The organism is Ruegeria lacuscaerulensis (assembly GCF_013031245.1).
Lineage (GTDB): Bacteria > Pseudomonadota > Alphaproteobacteria > Rhodobacterales > Rhodobacteraceae > Ruegeria > Ruegeria lacuscaerulensis_C.
In genome coordinates this window covers 1-13,483 of the sequence record NZ_WPZL01000055.1, presented here as the reverse complement: position 1 = coordinate 13,483, position 13,483 = coordinate 1, and the positions used below count along the sequence as shown (strand labels likewise).

Here is a 13,483-nt window from a genome sequence, read left to right as displayed (position 1 = left end):
ATCACGCCGTTGACCTTCCGCTCGTCGCCGATTTTCTTCATGTGAACGATCATGTGAATGGTGGCCCGGATGTCATCGACCACCTCTGACTTTTGGACGGTCGGAGATCCGCGCCGCACCATTTTGCTCATCCGTCCAATGGCATCTACGGGCGAGTTGGCGTGCATGGTGCAGACAGATCCATCGTGGCCGGTGTTCACCAGTTCCAGAAACATATTCGCGTCATCGCCCCGGATTTCCCCGCAAACCAGCCGGTCGGGCCGGAGGCGCAACGCCGATTCAAGCAGCTTTGTCGGGGATCGAGGCCCATTTTCTTCGGAACGATCAGCAAGCAAGCCCACGAAATTTGGTTGCTCGATGTCCAGCTCTGCCACTTCCTCAATCGTCACGATCCGTTCGCCTGGATCGACGCGCTTCAACATCGCATTCAAGACGGTGGTTTTGCCCGACGATGTACCGCCCGCAATAATCACATTCCATTTGCTTTGCATCGAGAGGTCGGCCAGCTCGTCAAAGCCCATCGTGCCCGCTGCAAGCGCCGCCCGAGCATTCTCAAGTGCGCTGTGATCGTCGCTTTCGGCAAGTGCGGCCTCTTTGCTGGCAAAGCTGAATGCGCCCAGGTCAACGGTTTTCACGCGGAGCAGGCGGATCGCAACGGACCCCACGCCGGTTGTCGCAGGTGGGATAACAACCTGCACCCGAGCTTTGCCCTCTTTTGTCGGGACATTGGCCGTCGCAATTGGCTTTTTTTCTCCAAAAGTCACGTCGCTGAACCCAGCCACACACCGCCCGATATTGCCAACATCATCCTTGGTCAGAGTGATGTCTGTCCTGGTCATGTGGGTCGTGCCCATTTCCTCAACCCAGACCGTTCCATCTGGGTTCACGGAAATCTCGCTCAGGTTTTCGTCATGTAACAGATGCTCGATCTGTTCGGTGTAGTATTCCAGAAGGCCGTTGCCGTTTCGCCCGCTCAAATTTTTATCCTTGTTATTCCGTCAAAAAAGGCCGCTACCGCATTTGAATGTGCAGGGAGCGGCCGGAAGGGCCGACGATACGGCCGCATCAGAGGTTCTGTCTCAAAAGTTGTCGAACACCACGTCACGCTGCAGGATGGCATTGATGCGGCTTCCCTGATCCACATAGATAGTTGGCGTGATCCGCAAATAGTCCTCCAACACCGCGGCAGTGGCATTCTGCAGATTTGAACCGACCTGCGTTGCCAGATCTGTTTGCACCGAATTGCTGCTATCGTTGTCGGCCACCAGCGCGACCGGCGCGATCCCGATGATCGAGAGCAACGCGGCAGTCCCAAACCGTTCACCGAAATGCGTATCAACCCGTCCGGTTGCGCCAGACCGGCCCTGACCATCCGTCCCGGCTGAGCCGATTTGCGCGGACAAACCATCCGGCGTGATAACCCGGCTCCAAACGACAGCGATCCTTGTTTGCGCCAGCTTTGTATCAGCGCGGTATTCGCCATAGAGTTTAGATCCACGTGGCAAGAGCAGTCTTGTACCGTCCATCGAATAGACGCCGCGCGTGATCGTCGCCACGACACTACCGGGCAACTCCGAGCTGACCGCGCCACCGAACACAGCCGACAAAACCGTGCCTTGCGTTAAGGTGCGCGACGGATCGTCAATGATCGAGGCCCCCACGATGGGCGGATATTCTTCGACCAGATTGTTTTGCCATGTCGTGTTTTGGTTTTCCTGATAGCCGCGCTGTTCTTCAGGCAAACGGGTGTCGTCTGGCTGGACTTGAACCGGCTGCGGCGCAGCAGGGAAGGGTTGGAAAATGACCGGCTGCGAACCACCATTGATCGGCTGGTAGTTTTGACCGGGTGCTTCCTGTGCCATCGCGCTTGACGCCAACGTGACCAGGGCGAGGGTGATTGCTGTTCTGTTCATCGTCAGCTCCATTAGTTTCTGCCGTATGGGTTTTCATCGAACACGATGCCGTCTGACTGGTTTTGGCGCTCGCGCATCCGCTTGAGTTCTTCGAGCCTGCGCCGCTCATCATCAGTCAGACCCGTAGCCTGCAAGTGGCTCATACTGGCGAGCGCCCGGGCCTCTGCATCCGCGATGGCCTGGGCAAGCTCCGTCTGGAACTTCTTTTCTCGCTCATCATATCTGATCTGAAGGCGTTCGTTGGTCAGTGTGAGCGTCGCGATTTCACCGTCTTTTTCCGACAGTGACACCCTGGCTTCGGTCAGCTCGTCTTGCATTGAAGCTATGCGATTATTAAGGTTTTCGACGGAAGCGAGAGCTTGTTTCAAACCATCGGAAACAGGCTGCGCCGGTACAGTTGTATCAACAGATGCAACTGAAGTGCCCGCTGGTGCAGCCTCCAATTCTTCATCGTCGACCTCTGGCCCACGTGCAGTCAAAAGCCCGTATCGCTCGCCGCCACTTGGTTGCAGGGCATCGACGCGCACACCGACGCGAGAGGCCTTGCTATCTTCGCCCAACACAAACAGCGCAAAACCCACAAACACTGCCCCAGAGACAGCAACCGTGATGAGCTTCTTGGGCTCGAACCTCTTTTTCACACGTTGAGGCGGTTGCTCCGCTGCAATCCGCGCCGCAATAGTCTGCCCGCGGTTCATCACTTACCTGACCCCGTTTGTTTGACGGTTTGCGATGTCACGGGACGCCCGCTCACGCTTGCTTGCTGAAACGCGTCGCCATCGTTTCGAACACAGATCGAAGTGTCCTCGATGCGCAGTGTCCAAAGATCAGAAAGGCCCTGCACCTGGACAATGCCGCGCTCTTTGACTGTGGTGTTTACCATCAGCTCACGACCATCCGGCAGGACGCGGAAGATACCCGGCAGCTCTGCATCCTGCGGGATCTGCATATAGGTGTGAACGCCATCATCCCACACGGCAGTGGGCGCGAAGTCCGCTTTGCCCGAGCGCGAGTAGTTTTGGTTCACAAACCGGCCAGTCGGTTTCGGCTCACTCCGAGCAACTGTGCCACGACGCGTTGTGGTCCCGCCGCTGTTGTTATTGTTATAGAATGTGACCCGAAACGGTACACGTTTGCGTTCGGCGGCACTCTCGGCCGGAACCAGATAGAAATTGTAAGTCCCGCGATTGGTCAGGACGGTCAGGTTGGAATCCGAGTTGAGGATTTCCGGTTTGAACGCGATCACGCGGCCTTCCTGCAGGCGGGTGATCTGAAAACTCTCAGTGTCGCCCGCACCGATGCTGCGCACGGTTTCGCCCTGCGGAAAATGGACATAGGTAATCAGGCGTTCGCCCACAGGGATGCGGTACACCTGGTTCTCGACGTAACGGAAATGCGTGATGCGGTGATCTGCATTCTTTCCGTCTGGTGTTGGAGTGATTTCTGCGAATACGGGCGCCGAGAACGCCAGAACTGCAGCGGCGGTGGCGGTGAGTGTTTTGAAACTACGCTGCATCAGATGTCCCCCATTGCGTCTACGCGATAGTTGGTGACAGTGAAGCCAAATGGATTTTCAAGAAGCTCATCCATCGACGTCACGATTTTCTCCTCAAACCCGTAGGTCACTGTGACCACGTAGCGGGCTGAGGCTATTGCCTGGTTTGGCACGATCAGGGACTTGCGGATCTCGACCTGCACCGTCTCATCGTTGACGGGCGACACACCCAGAATTTCGGTCTGCACCTTTGTCCTGGGCGTATAGATTTCGTCCGGGTGGTTGTCGTTCGACCCGTCCCACAGTTCGCGGTAGGACGTTTCGGCCAGCTCATCAGAACGACGCAGCACCGATTTCAGGCGCTCGTTGTTGTCCTGGACATCATAGGTTTCCCGGTCGCGCACATAATTTGCGACTTCACGGAAGGCCATCGCTTCTGATGGTTCCAGTTCTTCGACCTTTTCAGTCAGCAGGACCGGCAGTTTCGTGTCCGGATCAATGGAGAACGGCACCGCGCGGATTTCCTTCAAAGGAAGGAGTAGCGCCCAGCCAATCATTGAGGCCACACCCATTGCCATACCGACAGCACCAAACACTTGCCACTTAAAGGCATCGCGGCGTGCGCCCAGAAAGAGTTCTTTTTCGTGATCTGTCACATGTGACATTTGCTCTGTACCTCGATTTATGAAGATTTTTCTCGGGCAGCTCGAATGCTCTGCCGATAACGATCAGCGGCGTAGCTTTGACGAGCCGCCCCATCCTGATTGCGGGCTCTGTGGGCAATGTCCCGACGCGCTTGCATCGCGCGCGAGGCGCTATCACGAACCCCTGTCCCGTCGCGGGCTGCGGAGGCCATAGCGGCGGCAGTTTTCCCACCGGCTACTGCACCCCTTGCGCCGTCGCTTGCAGTGCCCAATGCACTTCTTGCGGCAGCGACGGCACCAGTTGCCACGGCAAGACCCGAGGATGCCGAAACGATTGCACCCGACATCCCGCCCGCGAGCGACGGGATCTGCGTGAGCATCACGATTGACACAATGCAGATCGCCAAAAACCGGCCACTGGCCTCCATATTGTTCACATCCTCAACAGCGGTCAGTTCGGAGCTGAAAAGGGCCTGAATAAGAGAAACGATGCCTGTTAGAACGACGATGACCATGATCAGGCCAACAGTCGTTTTCGCCCAGGCAGCGAAGATATTGGCTGTTGCCGAGCTGAGCAGCGTTGCGATGAAAACAGGCGCTAGACCCAGCAGGACCGCCAGACCGCCTTTTGCGATCAGCGCCATGCCGGTGCCAAAAGCAACGATGACAGCCCCAACAACCCAGAGAATAGCCCCGGTGATGCTCAAGCCCCAGGTTGCGTTTTCAATGGCCTGTTGGCCCATCAAGAAACACTGAAGCGCAATGTCATCGAGTGCTTCCCAGACATTTGTTGTGCCGGTCAATTCTCCGGCAATCGTGTCTGGGAGGCTCGAAATGCCCTGATAAATGGGCTGAAAGAAGCTCCAGCTTGTAGCCATACCAATGATGATCGTCGCCCGAATGATCCAGCCGACATAGCCACCAAACCCGATTTCCCGGATTTGAAGCACACCGTTGATCAGCATTGCCACGAAGATCAGCGCGGCTATTGCCCAGAGGGCGGATGCTAGATCCGCCGCCAGGCTGTTGTATGCTTGCTGCGAGAAGTTGCTAAGCGCAGCCTCAATCGAGCTGACGAAATCTTGGATCACGGCCCACAAGCCTCCTCTATTGCAGGGCGCAGAGCTTCCAGACGGGTCCGTTGCTCTTTCTTCAGCGCGGCAAGGTTGTCGGACGGTTGGGTCCAAAACTCGTCTTGGTCAGCTCCGACCTTTTGGGCCGCGTCCTCACGGCTCAAACCGCCCAGCGGACATTCGGTGCTGAAGGTCTCGCCAGATTTGCGTAGATTGCATTGCTCGATGGTGGCCTCGTGAGCAGCGATGACCTGTTCATTCAGGATCACCACCGACCAGTTGGTCACAAGAGGCTGCTTGTCTGCGGATTGGCCCGCTTCGGCCATGCGTGCCTGATCGTCTTTGACGAATTGACGACCGTACTCACGCGCGCCCGAGTACCCAAGGCACTTACGATATTCACCGAACGGCATACCGACCTTGGGTGATGGGCGCAGCTTCACCTGTGCCGATGCAGCCCCCGAAATAATGGCTGCGGCTGCAATGGTCAGGATGAGAGTTGAGCGAAGTTTCATTGTGAGGTTCCTCGTACATAGTTGCTGAGTGTCGAAAGATCGGCAGCGGTTGCAGCCAGATCCGTGCCCGAGGCCAGAGCATTAGCTGAGGTTGCGCGCAAGATTTCAATTTCAACTTGCAGGAGTTTCAGAAGAACGGCCGTGTTGTAGTCGATGGCATCCTTCAAATCTTCTTGCTGACCGATTTCACCGCGTAGTTTTTCGGCGTCTTCAGAGAGTTTGCCAGCCATGTCATAGCCCTGTTCGCCAAGAGCGGACGCCATCAAGCCAGCGCCACCTCGCTCCGAAAGAATGCGCCGGGCTGGCACGTCTGACGTGCTGAACTCTTTGAGGACGCCATTATTCAGACCCAAACTGATCGATCGGCGCTCCATCGCGAGCCCGGCCACGCCCGGAAGATCACCAATCGTATCTTCGGTAGCGTCCAGGGCGTAGCCGAGCGTGTCAGCAGCGGTCGCCAACTTCAAAAAGCTGCGGCTGTTGAACTCGCCCAGATCCGTCAGACCAGAAATGGCCTTGAATGAGTTTTCCAGCATCGCGCGCTGCTGCTCGAGCTTCTCATATTGTTGCATCAATTGTTCGTATTGGCGGACCATTTCCGCGACTTCGCGGGCTGAATTGGCTGCGTCCTGTGCAATGGCTGTGGCGTCGATGGTCGGAACACCCTGGGCCGAAACCATGACGGGCAGGGCGGCCAGAACCGAAACAGCAATGGTTGTCCGCAATTTCTTTGAAATATTCATCAGACAAGCTCCAAGTTTTCAGGGGGGGTTATGCGCTCAAAGTCGCAGGCGCATTTGCTGCGATAGCCCGAATAGGTGTTGGTGCAGGCCGAGACGGCGGCCAGAACAACAAGGGCGAATACAAGGCGAGTTTTCATGTGATTTCCTTCCAGAAGTTGGGGTTTTTTCGCCAGTCAGGATCAGGGAACGATTTTCCGTCTGATCCGCTCAGAACACGAAGAAGCGGGCCGAGTGCGCCGACATCGACATCGAGCCAGACACTCTCATCACCCTTTTTCATGAGCATTACGCGGTCGCCAAAATGCGCCCTCAGCGCGCCCAGCTCTGAATCGTTCAAGCCGATTGTCCGGTAGTCTGCTTCATTGCCGGATCGAGAGGGGAACAAGAGCTGCGTGCTGGTGTTTTCCAGGATCGACTTACTTGCCGCCGACGAAAGGAGGTGATCGGGGATCTGCGTCATCATCATCATCATGACGTTCAGCTTCCGATACGTGGTGTAGGCGTTTTTGAGGATGTCCGCGCCGTAGGGATTGCCAGCAATCACCCATGCTTCATCAATGACAAAGACAGTCGGCACCTTAGAGGCACACCGGCGCTCGATCTGGCGCATGACGTAGCTGATCCACGCCAACCTGACCAACTCGTCATCCAGAACCTCGGAAATGTCGAACACAAGATGCCGGTCGCCAGACGCAAATGGATCTTTGCCACCTTCGCCAAACATCCACGACAACCGCCCGTCGCCTGCCCATTCGCTGGCCCGCTTGTACAGGTTCTTGTCGTCATCAAACGCTCTGAACCGATCCACCAGTGAATCGAAGTTCTGAAGCTGTGGGGGCAGGGTGGCGTTGGCTTGGCACGCTTGCGTTACTTCATCCTTTTGTTCTGTTGTCAGCGGATCGTCATAGCTCAAAAGAGCAATTAACCAATTCGTCAGCCAGCTTTGACCTGCTTCATCTGTCTCCGTCTGAAACGGGTTCATACCAGTGGGTTCGCCAACCCGAACGCGAGTGTATTGTGCCCCAAGCGCACGCATGGGGGCTTCCATCGCCCGGTCTTTGTCAAACGCAATGATCCGCGCGCCCTGTGCGACAGCGCATGTCGCCAGCAACATCGCAATTACGGTCTTACCCGAGCCGTTTGGACCCAGAACGATTGTGTGGCCGGAGGGCAGGTTTTCGGCGTCTTTGCTGGTCTTGGGAAGGTGCAGCGAAACATCGTAGCTGTCCCCGTCGGTCGTCGGGAAAGTCGCCAATGGCCCCGGCCAGGGCAGCTTTTCAGCGTCCAGCCCTTTGGGCCGCATGTGGAAAGCAACCATGTCCGCAAAGTTCTGGTCCGTAATCAGTTCTTCACGGGGACGGAATGCGAAATTGCCGGGGTGCTGCGCGAAGTACACCGCACGGGCCGACATCGCTTCGCGCTTCACTGTGCCACCCGAAATCTGGATTTCACCGATGATGTGCTTTTCGGCGGTTTTCAGATCTTCCTCTGTCCCGAACACGCAGATCGACAGATGGTGCTTGCCGAGTGACATGGTGCCGGAGGCAATGCCGTCCGCCAGAATAGACAAATCCTCTTCGAGAGACTTTGCCTTGTCGCCTGCCGAGCGCATTTGTCCCGACTTGCGGCGTTCCATTTCCTGCGCCTGGGCGCGGCTGATCGGCAGGAAGGATTGCGAAATCACAACATCAACCGGCAGGTCCAGCCCGTCGAAAATACCGGGGAACGAAGCCATCGGGTAATTCTTCAGGGAATACACACGGATGGAGCGTTCCTGATCGTCGCCCGTGACCAGCTTGCCGGTCTTGCCCTGAAACAGCACATCCTCTTGCGGCATGTTGAAGGCGATGGGTTCTGCAATGTTCGTGTGAATGATCGGCTGATACCGACCGTTCAACAGCATTCCATAATAGCCGAGCCAACGCCCCTCGCTGAGCTTCAGCCGGCGCACTCGGGCCTCACCCAGCGTGCCCGCCAGTGTTGTGAAAACACCGTCGAGCTGTTCAATCATTTCGCGGCGTTCCTCGTCTATCGTTCCAGACGACATGCCGAACATCTGTTTTGCCCGCTCATCCTGCCGCTTTTGCAGAATGGCGCTGATGATGATCTTGCGTTCTTTCAGCTCTGCATCGAGCGAGGCTGACCGCATGGCCTGTGCCACTGCGCCGGTAAAGCCGGTTGGATCTGTAATGACGTGACCTGTCTCAGCCGGGACGGTCAGTCGATGAACATAAAATGCCACTTCATTGGGTGTTGTGCGCAACACACGCTCAAACCGTTCGGCCAGGAACTCGAACTCGTTTTCGTCCAGCGTGTTAGCGTTGATTCCGGTGATTTCTGCAGCGGCGATAAGGCCACCGTTGCGCGTGGAAATGACCTCATCGTCCACGACATAGCCATATGGCAACATCTGAAAGAGGCTCATTTCATCCTTGCGCCAGCTCGGCTCGATCAACGAGCGGGCAAGGGTCCACAAATCCTGTGCAGCAGGCTTAGGCACTATAGTAATCTCCCCCATGATGCTGGCGGTTTTTGGTGCGCGGAGTTTTGGAAAGGGTTACGCACAGGACGCGGAAGAAAGCCGGTTCCCATTCGTAAAAGAGGCGAAGCCCGGTGTAGAAAACAAAACCCGCAATGATTGCTGGCGCTATCCCGAACATGAAGAACGAAAGCATGGTCATCCCGAGGATCACCAGCAGATAGATCACGGGTAGGCCGCCCCATTCCGCGGGGCGGCTCAGGCCGCGAAAGACCGTATTGCGGCGCGGCATCAATCAGGCTCCGATGAATGTGTCAGCGAGGCCGATAACAGCGCCGACGACGATAGCGATTACAGGGCCTTTCAGCGAACCCCAGCCGAACACGTAGGCCAGACAGCCCCAAATGAAGCCAACCGCTGCAAGGCTCACGCCTACGACCTTCGAGTCGGCCAGTGTCTCGTTGATGAAATCGCCAATGGCATCTTGCAGCCAGCCAGCAGAGGCGGGCGCTGCGCTGACGATGGTCATTGTCAGCGCAATGAATGCCACTTGTTGGATGAAGTGGTGCCGTTTCATGGGGGGTCTTTTCATAGTTCTTTACTCACTTTGCTTAGGATGATCCGCACGTAGTTGCGGGTTTCGGTGAAGGGGGGGGCGCCGCCATATTCGACGACGCGGTGAGGCCCGGCGTTGTAGGCGGCACGCGCCAGCTTCCAGGTTCCGAACGCGCGGTACTGCGCCGCCAAATAGCGGGCACCACCGTCGAGATTTTCTGCAGGGTTCTTTGGGTTCACGCCCAGGTCTTTCGCCGTTCCCGGCATGAGCTGTGCGAAGCCATAGGCACCTTTGGGCGAGAGGGCATCAGCCCGATACCGGCTTTCCTGCCAGACCAGAGCCATGAACAACTCGGCCGGAATGTCATGCCGTTCCGCCGCTGCGTGGACTTCTTTGACGATCCGCTCCTGCGACCAGCCGCCCGAGGATCTGCGAGGCCCCGGTGCCTTGCCCGCAATCTCGATCTTTTCCTGTGGCTTGGTCTTGGGTGGTTGTGGCTGTTCGTCCAGCTCGTATTCACGCATCTGGATTGGTTTCACCACGCCATTGACGATTTCTGCCCGCGCACCGTTCAAGAACACGCTGCCATCGGGTTCGTACTCGATGACCTGGCCAAAAGCGGGATTTGTCGCCGCAAACCACAGCAAGAAAATCGACGTGGAGCGACCGAAATACGTCCTAAGGAGTTGGTTAACAAATCCGTGATCGAATTTGATTTCGCGTTGTTTTGAATGGATTGGCTTGGGTAGTTTTGATGGTGCCGCTTCGCTTTGATTGGCGGAGTCGGATAGGTGGTGGGTACAGCCCCATCTGGAGCTCACCACGTTCTCTCTTCGGTGTAGCACCACATACATCGAAGAGAGTTCTCCGCGGAGAACACCACTCGTTGTTATACAGTTCAGCCAAGTCTTGAAGGCCAAGGCGATACCCTTTCCGTTCTTCCAAATAGGTCAACAAAGTTTACATAATTACTATTATGAGGTTCGATTTCGGATCATCTGAGCAGTAGGAAAATGGATGCCGGGACACAGCACTGAGCCCTTCGCGGGCTTCGTAGACAGCCAGCGTTCAGCTTGGATCAATCAGCCTGAAGGTCTGACCAAAGTGTCGGGGATGTCCTGCTCGCGGCTGCCGCCGGTCAGTGCTGTGCGGCCGAAAGCTCAGACACGACGTCCGGGTTCGCACCCATTGACTCTGGCGCGGTGCTGTCCAATCTAGGACCGGCATCTAGGACTACTGTTTTTACCATAGTACAGTTCTCTCTTGATGTTGGAGGAATGCCCGGATGGATTTGGGGCGTTTCTTGTCCTGTCGATTGTTGGCGCAATCGACAGGACCGCTCACTGCTCAATAGTTTCGTTTTTTGGTCATCAAGTCGTTGTTTGATCCTTTCCTTCAGCTGCACCAGGACTGGCGTTTGCCGCCGTTGTATGGTCGGGCGAGACCTTCGGAAATCAGGATGGCCCCGACGTCCTGCCCAGCCACACGCCCAACCGCTAGGAAGCGGTCATGCACGTCCAGATCTGGTTGGATGACCAGCTCTATCTGGTCCGCCGACTGGATGAGCTCTGTCAGCCTTGCTTTCGCTTTCAATCCCAGAGTCTTTTCCGCACGGCACTGCGGCCGGAAGGTCTCAGGCGCATCAAACCCAACAAGCCGATACCGGTCGTCATCATGGTCGATTGTGTCACCGTCAACGGCGATGACCTCAGATGCGCTCAGCGTCTCTGTTCGCTTGGTTGGTTCAATCCAAACTGCGGCTATGAACAAAGGCGCTAGCGCAGCGCTGAGAAGCAAGAGCCGTTTCATGTGCCCTGCCCCGGTATTTTGATGAGCCGGGCTCTCGAACGTGACCGATCAGGTTTTGGATTTCGCGTCCAAGGCCTGAGCTGCTTCGAGACCCTCTGGGGTAATCGACTCGATCGTGTAATCTGATTTGACGCAGAGAATGCGCCCGTCGCCAAATTCCTGGTGATGCTTAAAAAGCCCTGGCCAAAGATCGAACTCTCTGGGCTCAGCGCCCGCTCGAGAGATCTTCGACTTGCACAAGGCTCCGACATAGTTCGGCGAGCTGTAAATGCAGTGGTACTTAGGTCGTCCAAGGGAAGCGAGTCCGATAAATTCGTAGCGGCATGTAAAGGGAACCTGATCTTCTTTCAGGCCCCGGACCATCTCGATGGTAACCACAGTGTATTGTCTCTTGTTGTCCGCCATGACGACCCCCTATGGGCCGTCTTCTACATCCAAAAGTTGTGGACTAAAACACAATCTACGTCAATATAATAAAGTACGCCAATATACGATATTAGATTGTCAGAAATATATTGGCCGGATATTGCTTAGGCGATTCGCAAGCAGGAGAGACCATCTTGAAACACTCAAAATCCGGAAATAGAACTCGCGCGAAGGCCCTTGCAATTGCACTCGCTGCATTGCCGGCCACGCAAGCCAGTGCCTATCCAATTGACTGTGCCATATTCCTTTGCCTCGCCGGAGGTTGGCCAAATTCGCCCGATTGCAGTGCTGCCAAGGCGGAGTTCATTCGGCGCATCACACCCTACCCGGTCGAACCTCCGCTCCAACTCTGGCGCTGTCCGATGAACGCGTCAGAAAGCTCCTCAGGCGTGAGTCCTATGGAAAGGTTGGAAGCTATCAAGCGCGCCAGCACAAATCCTGATCCAGAACTTCCTGCAAATATTTCTTCGGAACCAATGATCGTGGACGCATCCATTTCCTCGCAGCCAGCTTCGTCTCTCCACGAGCCATTCACTGCTGATCTGCAGCCAACTCCGATCAGCGTCGATCTGACCTCACCCGATTTCGACGTTGTCAGGTCCATCAGGGTTTGGGATGTGCGCCATTACAGCTATCGCCGTCGTTCACGGGAGGGAGATTGCGAGCGTTCGCTTGATCTGGTCGTTGGCAGCTATGACGACCACGCGAACTTTCAATGGTCCGAGCGCGCTCCTGCCCCAATCCCTTCCTGGCTGTCACTGGGCAATCGCTGTGAACCTCCCAGCTACTTCCGTGGTGTTGGTGTCGAGTGGACCGACACATTCGGGTTCAGCGACTACGAACTCATCCGATATTGAGGTGCTGACCTGCGGTACAACGCGTTGCTCCTGGCTATGCCACCAAAATCACCAGCTGCATTTTTAAACCAGGCCGATTGGCCCGGAGGAAAAACCTAATCCCAGAAACAAAAACCCCCGCAAGGCGGGGCCTCAGCGGGGATCTTCTTAAGTCAAGTTTGATCACCTGATTTATAGGAAATTCCCAAAATTCTGAAAAGGATAAACGCATCTGTGCGAACGGTTTTTCTTTGCCTTTTGCTGAGGTTCGACGCGCCTTGCTTCCTCAATGAGAAGCACACCATGAAACCGTTGAACCAATCCAAATACTCTGCCCCCAGAAGCTGCGATAACAACTCTTACCTTTGCCAGGTGAGGTTGAAACCATGAGCCTCCGGCACATCTCATCCGCCCGTCACCGTGAAAATATTCGCTCCCACAACGGCCTTCCCGAGGGCTGGAACCGTGACAGGTTTCGGCAACTCTGCGTGAGTTATGCCCAGATCAGAGGCGTATCGGCCCAGTGCATTCGCACCTTCGAGATCATCATCGATATGATCGCTCCTTCCGCGTTTCGTGACCCGTCTCTGGAACCCTTTTGCTACGCGCGCCAGGAAACCCTCATTGCCGGGCGCGGATTGACAGATCGGACAATCCACAATCATGAACGTGAGCTGGAAGCCATTGGATTGATCGAGCGCAGGCTTGGGGCCAATGGCGCGCGCTGCAAGCGCAAGGGGCTTGGCCTCTTCCTGACCCCTGCCCTGAACCTCATTCCAGAGATGCGCGACGCGGACGTGCGCAGCAAGGCCGAGAAGAAAGAACATGACGAGCTGCGCGGGGATCGATCACGGCTTTACCGATATGTGAAACATAGCCTGGAAATTCTTCATTCACTCCCCTGCCCTCCTGAAGGCATCGACGAAATGATGGGCGCGTTTCGGTCCTGGCCGCGCGCTGACAAGTTGAAATACATGACGCTGGACAGGCTCAG

General features: G+C 56.0%; 17 protein-coding genes. 2 read left to right on the top strand and 15 right to left on the bottom strand.

Going from position 1 to position 13,483, the window contains the following annotated elements; genetic code table 11:
• The 15 genes from GOX66_RS24340 to GOX66_RS24270 form a co-directional block, all read right to left on the bottom strand.
• Positions 1-977 (bottom strand): ATPase, T2SS/T4P/T4SS family (locus GOX66_RS24340; protein ID WP_170766328.1); only part of this gene is annotated, 977 nt, incomplete at its 3' end.
• Between the two features lie 102 nt (positions 978-1,079).
• Positions 1,080-1,913, bottom strand: coding sequence for a TraB/TrbI/VirB10 family type IV secretion system protein (locus GOX66_RS24335; protein ID WP_170766326.1), 834 nt, complete (start codon positions 1,911-1,913; stop codon positions 1,080-1,082).
• A gap of 11 nt (positions 1,914-1,924) precedes the next feature.
• Positions 1,925-2,611 carry a hypothetical protein gene (locus GOX66_RS24330; RefSeq protein ID WP_170766324.1) on the bottom strand — a complete coding sequence of 229 codons (687 nt, stop codon included), beginning with the start codon at positions 2,609-2,611 and terminating at the stop codon, positions 1,925-1,927.
• Entirely contained in the window at positions 2,611-3,429 is an 819-nt protein-coding gene (locus GOX66_RS24325) for a TrbG/VirB9 family P-type conjugative transfer protein (RefSeq protein WP_170766322.1), read from the bottom strand. The genes GOX66_RS24330 and GOX66_RS24325 overlap by 1 nt, the downstream gene beginning before the upstream one ends.
• On the bottom strand, positions 3,429-4,073 hold the full coding sequence (locus GOX66_RS24320) for a VirB8 family type IV secretion system protein (protein WP_170766320.1): 645 nt from the start codon (positions 4,071-4,073) through the stop codon (positions 3,429-3,431). The genes GOX66_RS24325 and GOX66_RS24320 overlap by 1 nt, the downstream gene beginning before the upstream one ends.
• A 17-nt stretch (positions 4,074-4,090) precedes the next feature.
• A complete protein-coding gene (locus GOX66_RS24315; RefSeq protein WP_170766318.1) occupies positions 4,091-5,143 on the bottom strand; it encodes a type IV secretion system protein in 1,053 nt (350 codons plus the stop codon).
• Positions 5,140-5,640: a hypothetical protein gene (locus GOX66_RS24310; protein WP_170766316.1), complete on the bottom strand. Its 501-nt coding sequence runs from the start codon at positions 5,638-5,640 to the stop codon at positions 5,140-5,142. The genes GOX66_RS24315 and GOX66_RS24310 overlap by 4 nt, the downstream gene beginning before the upstream one ends.
• A complete protein-coding gene (locus tag GOX66_RS24305) occupies positions 5,637-6,383 on the bottom strand; it encodes a type IV secretion system protein (RefSeq protein ID WP_170766314.1) in 747 nt (248 codons plus the stop codon). Before GOX66_RS24305 ends, GOX66_RS24310 begins: the two co-directional genes overlap by 4 nt.
• Entirely contained in the window at positions 6,383-6,520 is a 138-nt protein-coding gene (locus GOX66_RS24300) for a hypothetical protein (protein ID WP_170766312.1), read from the bottom strand. The genes GOX66_RS24305 and GOX66_RS24300 overlap by 1 nt, the downstream gene beginning before the upstream one ends.
• The gene (locus GOX66_RS24295; protein WP_170766310.1) at positions 6,517-8,883 is read right to left on the bottom strand and encodes a VirB4 family type IV secretion/conjugal transfer ATPase; all 2,367 of its coding nucleotides are present in this window, start codon (positions 8,881-8,883) and stop codon (positions 6,517-6,519) included. The genes GOX66_RS24300 and GOX66_RS24295 overlap by 4 nt, the downstream gene beginning before the upstream one ends.
• Positions 8,876-9,154, bottom strand: coding sequence for a VirB3 family type IV secretion system protein (locus GOX66_RS24290; protein WP_170766307.1), 279 nt, complete (start codon positions 9,152-9,154; stop codon positions 8,876-8,878). The genes GOX66_RS24295 and GOX66_RS24290 overlap by 8 nt, the downstream gene beginning before the upstream one ends.
• A 3-nt stretch (positions 9,155-9,157) precedes the next feature.
• A complete protein-coding gene (locus tag GOX66_RS24285; RefSeq protein WP_170766305.1) occupies positions 9,158-9,454 on the bottom strand; it encodes a hypothetical protein in 297 nt (98 codons plus the stop codon).
• Positions 9,451-10,065, bottom strand: coding sequence for a lytic transglycosylase domain-containing protein (locus GOX66_RS24280; RefSeq protein WP_237212763.1), 615 nt, complete (start codon positions 10,063-10,065; stop codon positions 9,451-9,453). The genes GOX66_RS24285 and GOX66_RS24280 overlap by 4 nt, the downstream gene beginning before the upstream one ends.
• Positions 10,066-10,813: 748 nt before the next feature.
• On the bottom strand, positions 10,814-11,227 hold the full coding sequence (locus GOX66_RS24275) for a thermonuclease family protein (protein WP_170766303.1): 414 nt from the start codon (positions 11,225-11,227) through the stop codon (positions 10,814-10,816).
• A 48-nt stretch (positions 11,228-11,275) separates the two neighbouring features.
• Positions 11,276-11,632, bottom strand: a complete 357-nt coding sequence (locus GOX66_RS24270) for a hypothetical protein (protein WP_142638830.1) — start codon at positions 11,630-11,632, stop codon at positions 11,276-11,278.
• A 503-nt stretch (positions 11,633-12,135) separates the two neighbouring features.
• On the opposite strand from GOX66_RS24270, the gene GOX66_RS25925 reads away from it, so the two are divergent.
• The gene (locus GOX66_RS25925; RefSeq protein WP_237212762.1) at positions 12,136-12,510 is read left to right on the top strand and encodes a hypothetical protein; all 375 of its coding nucleotides are present in this window, start codon (positions 12,136-12,138) and stop codon (positions 12,508-12,510) included.
• A 365-nt stretch (positions 12,511-12,875) separates the two neighbouring features.
• The coding region (locus GOX66_RS24260) for a helix-turn-helix domain-containing protein (RefSeq protein ID WP_214652766.1) at positions 12,876-13,483 on the top strand (608 nt) is incomplete at its 3' end.

What these genes read in the sequence shown, in the direction of transcription:
- GOX66_RS24335 (WP_170766326.1), bottom strand. Translation starts at nt 1,913, where the DNA reads ATGAACAGAACAGCAATCACCCTCGCCCTGGTCACGTTGGCGTCAAGC.
- GOX66_RS24330 (WP_170766324.1), bottom strand. Translation starts at nt 2,611, where the DNA reads ATGAACCGCGGGCAGACTATTGCGGCGCGGATTGCAGCGGAGCAACCG.
- GOX66_RS24325 (WP_170766322.1), bottom strand. Translation starts at nt 3,429, where the DNA reads ATGCAGCGTAGTTTCAAAACACTCACCGCCACCGCCGCTGCAGTTCTG.
- GOX66_RS24320 (WP_170766320.1), bottom strand. Translation starts at nt 4,073, where the DNA reads ATGTCACATGTGACAGATCACGAAAAAGAACTCTTTCTGGGCGCACGC.
- GOX66_RS24310 (WP_170766316.1), bottom strand. Translation starts at nt 5,640, where the DNA reads ATGAAACTTCGCTCAACTCTCATCCTGACCATTGCAGCCGCAGCCATT.
- GOX66_RS24305 (WP_170766314.1), bottom strand. Translation starts at nt 6,383, where the DNA reads ATGAATATTTCAAAGAAATTGCGGACAACCATTGCTGTTTCGGTTCTG.
- GOX66_RS24300 (WP_170766312.1), bottom strand. Translation starts at nt 6,520, where the DNA reads ATGAAAACTCGCCTTGTATTCGCCCTTGTTGTTCTGGCCGCCGTCTCG.
- GOX66_RS24290 (WP_170766307.1), bottom strand. Translation starts at nt 9,154, where the DNA reads ATGCCGCGCCGCAATACGGTCTTTCGCGGCCTGAGCCGCCCCGCGGAA.
- GOX66_RS24285 (WP_170766305.1), bottom strand. Translation starts at nt 9,454, where the DNA reads ATGAAAAGACCCCCCATGAAACGGCACCACTTCATCCAACAAGTGGCA.
- GOX66_RS24275 (WP_170766303.1), bottom strand. Translation starts at nt 11,227, where the DNA reads ATGAAACGGCTCTTGCTTCTCAGCGCTGCGCTAGCGCCTTTGTTCATA.
- GOX66_RS24270 (WP_142638830.1), bottom strand. Translation starts at nt 11,632, where the DNA reads ATGGCGGACAACAAGAGACAATACACTGTGGTTACCATCGAGATGGTC.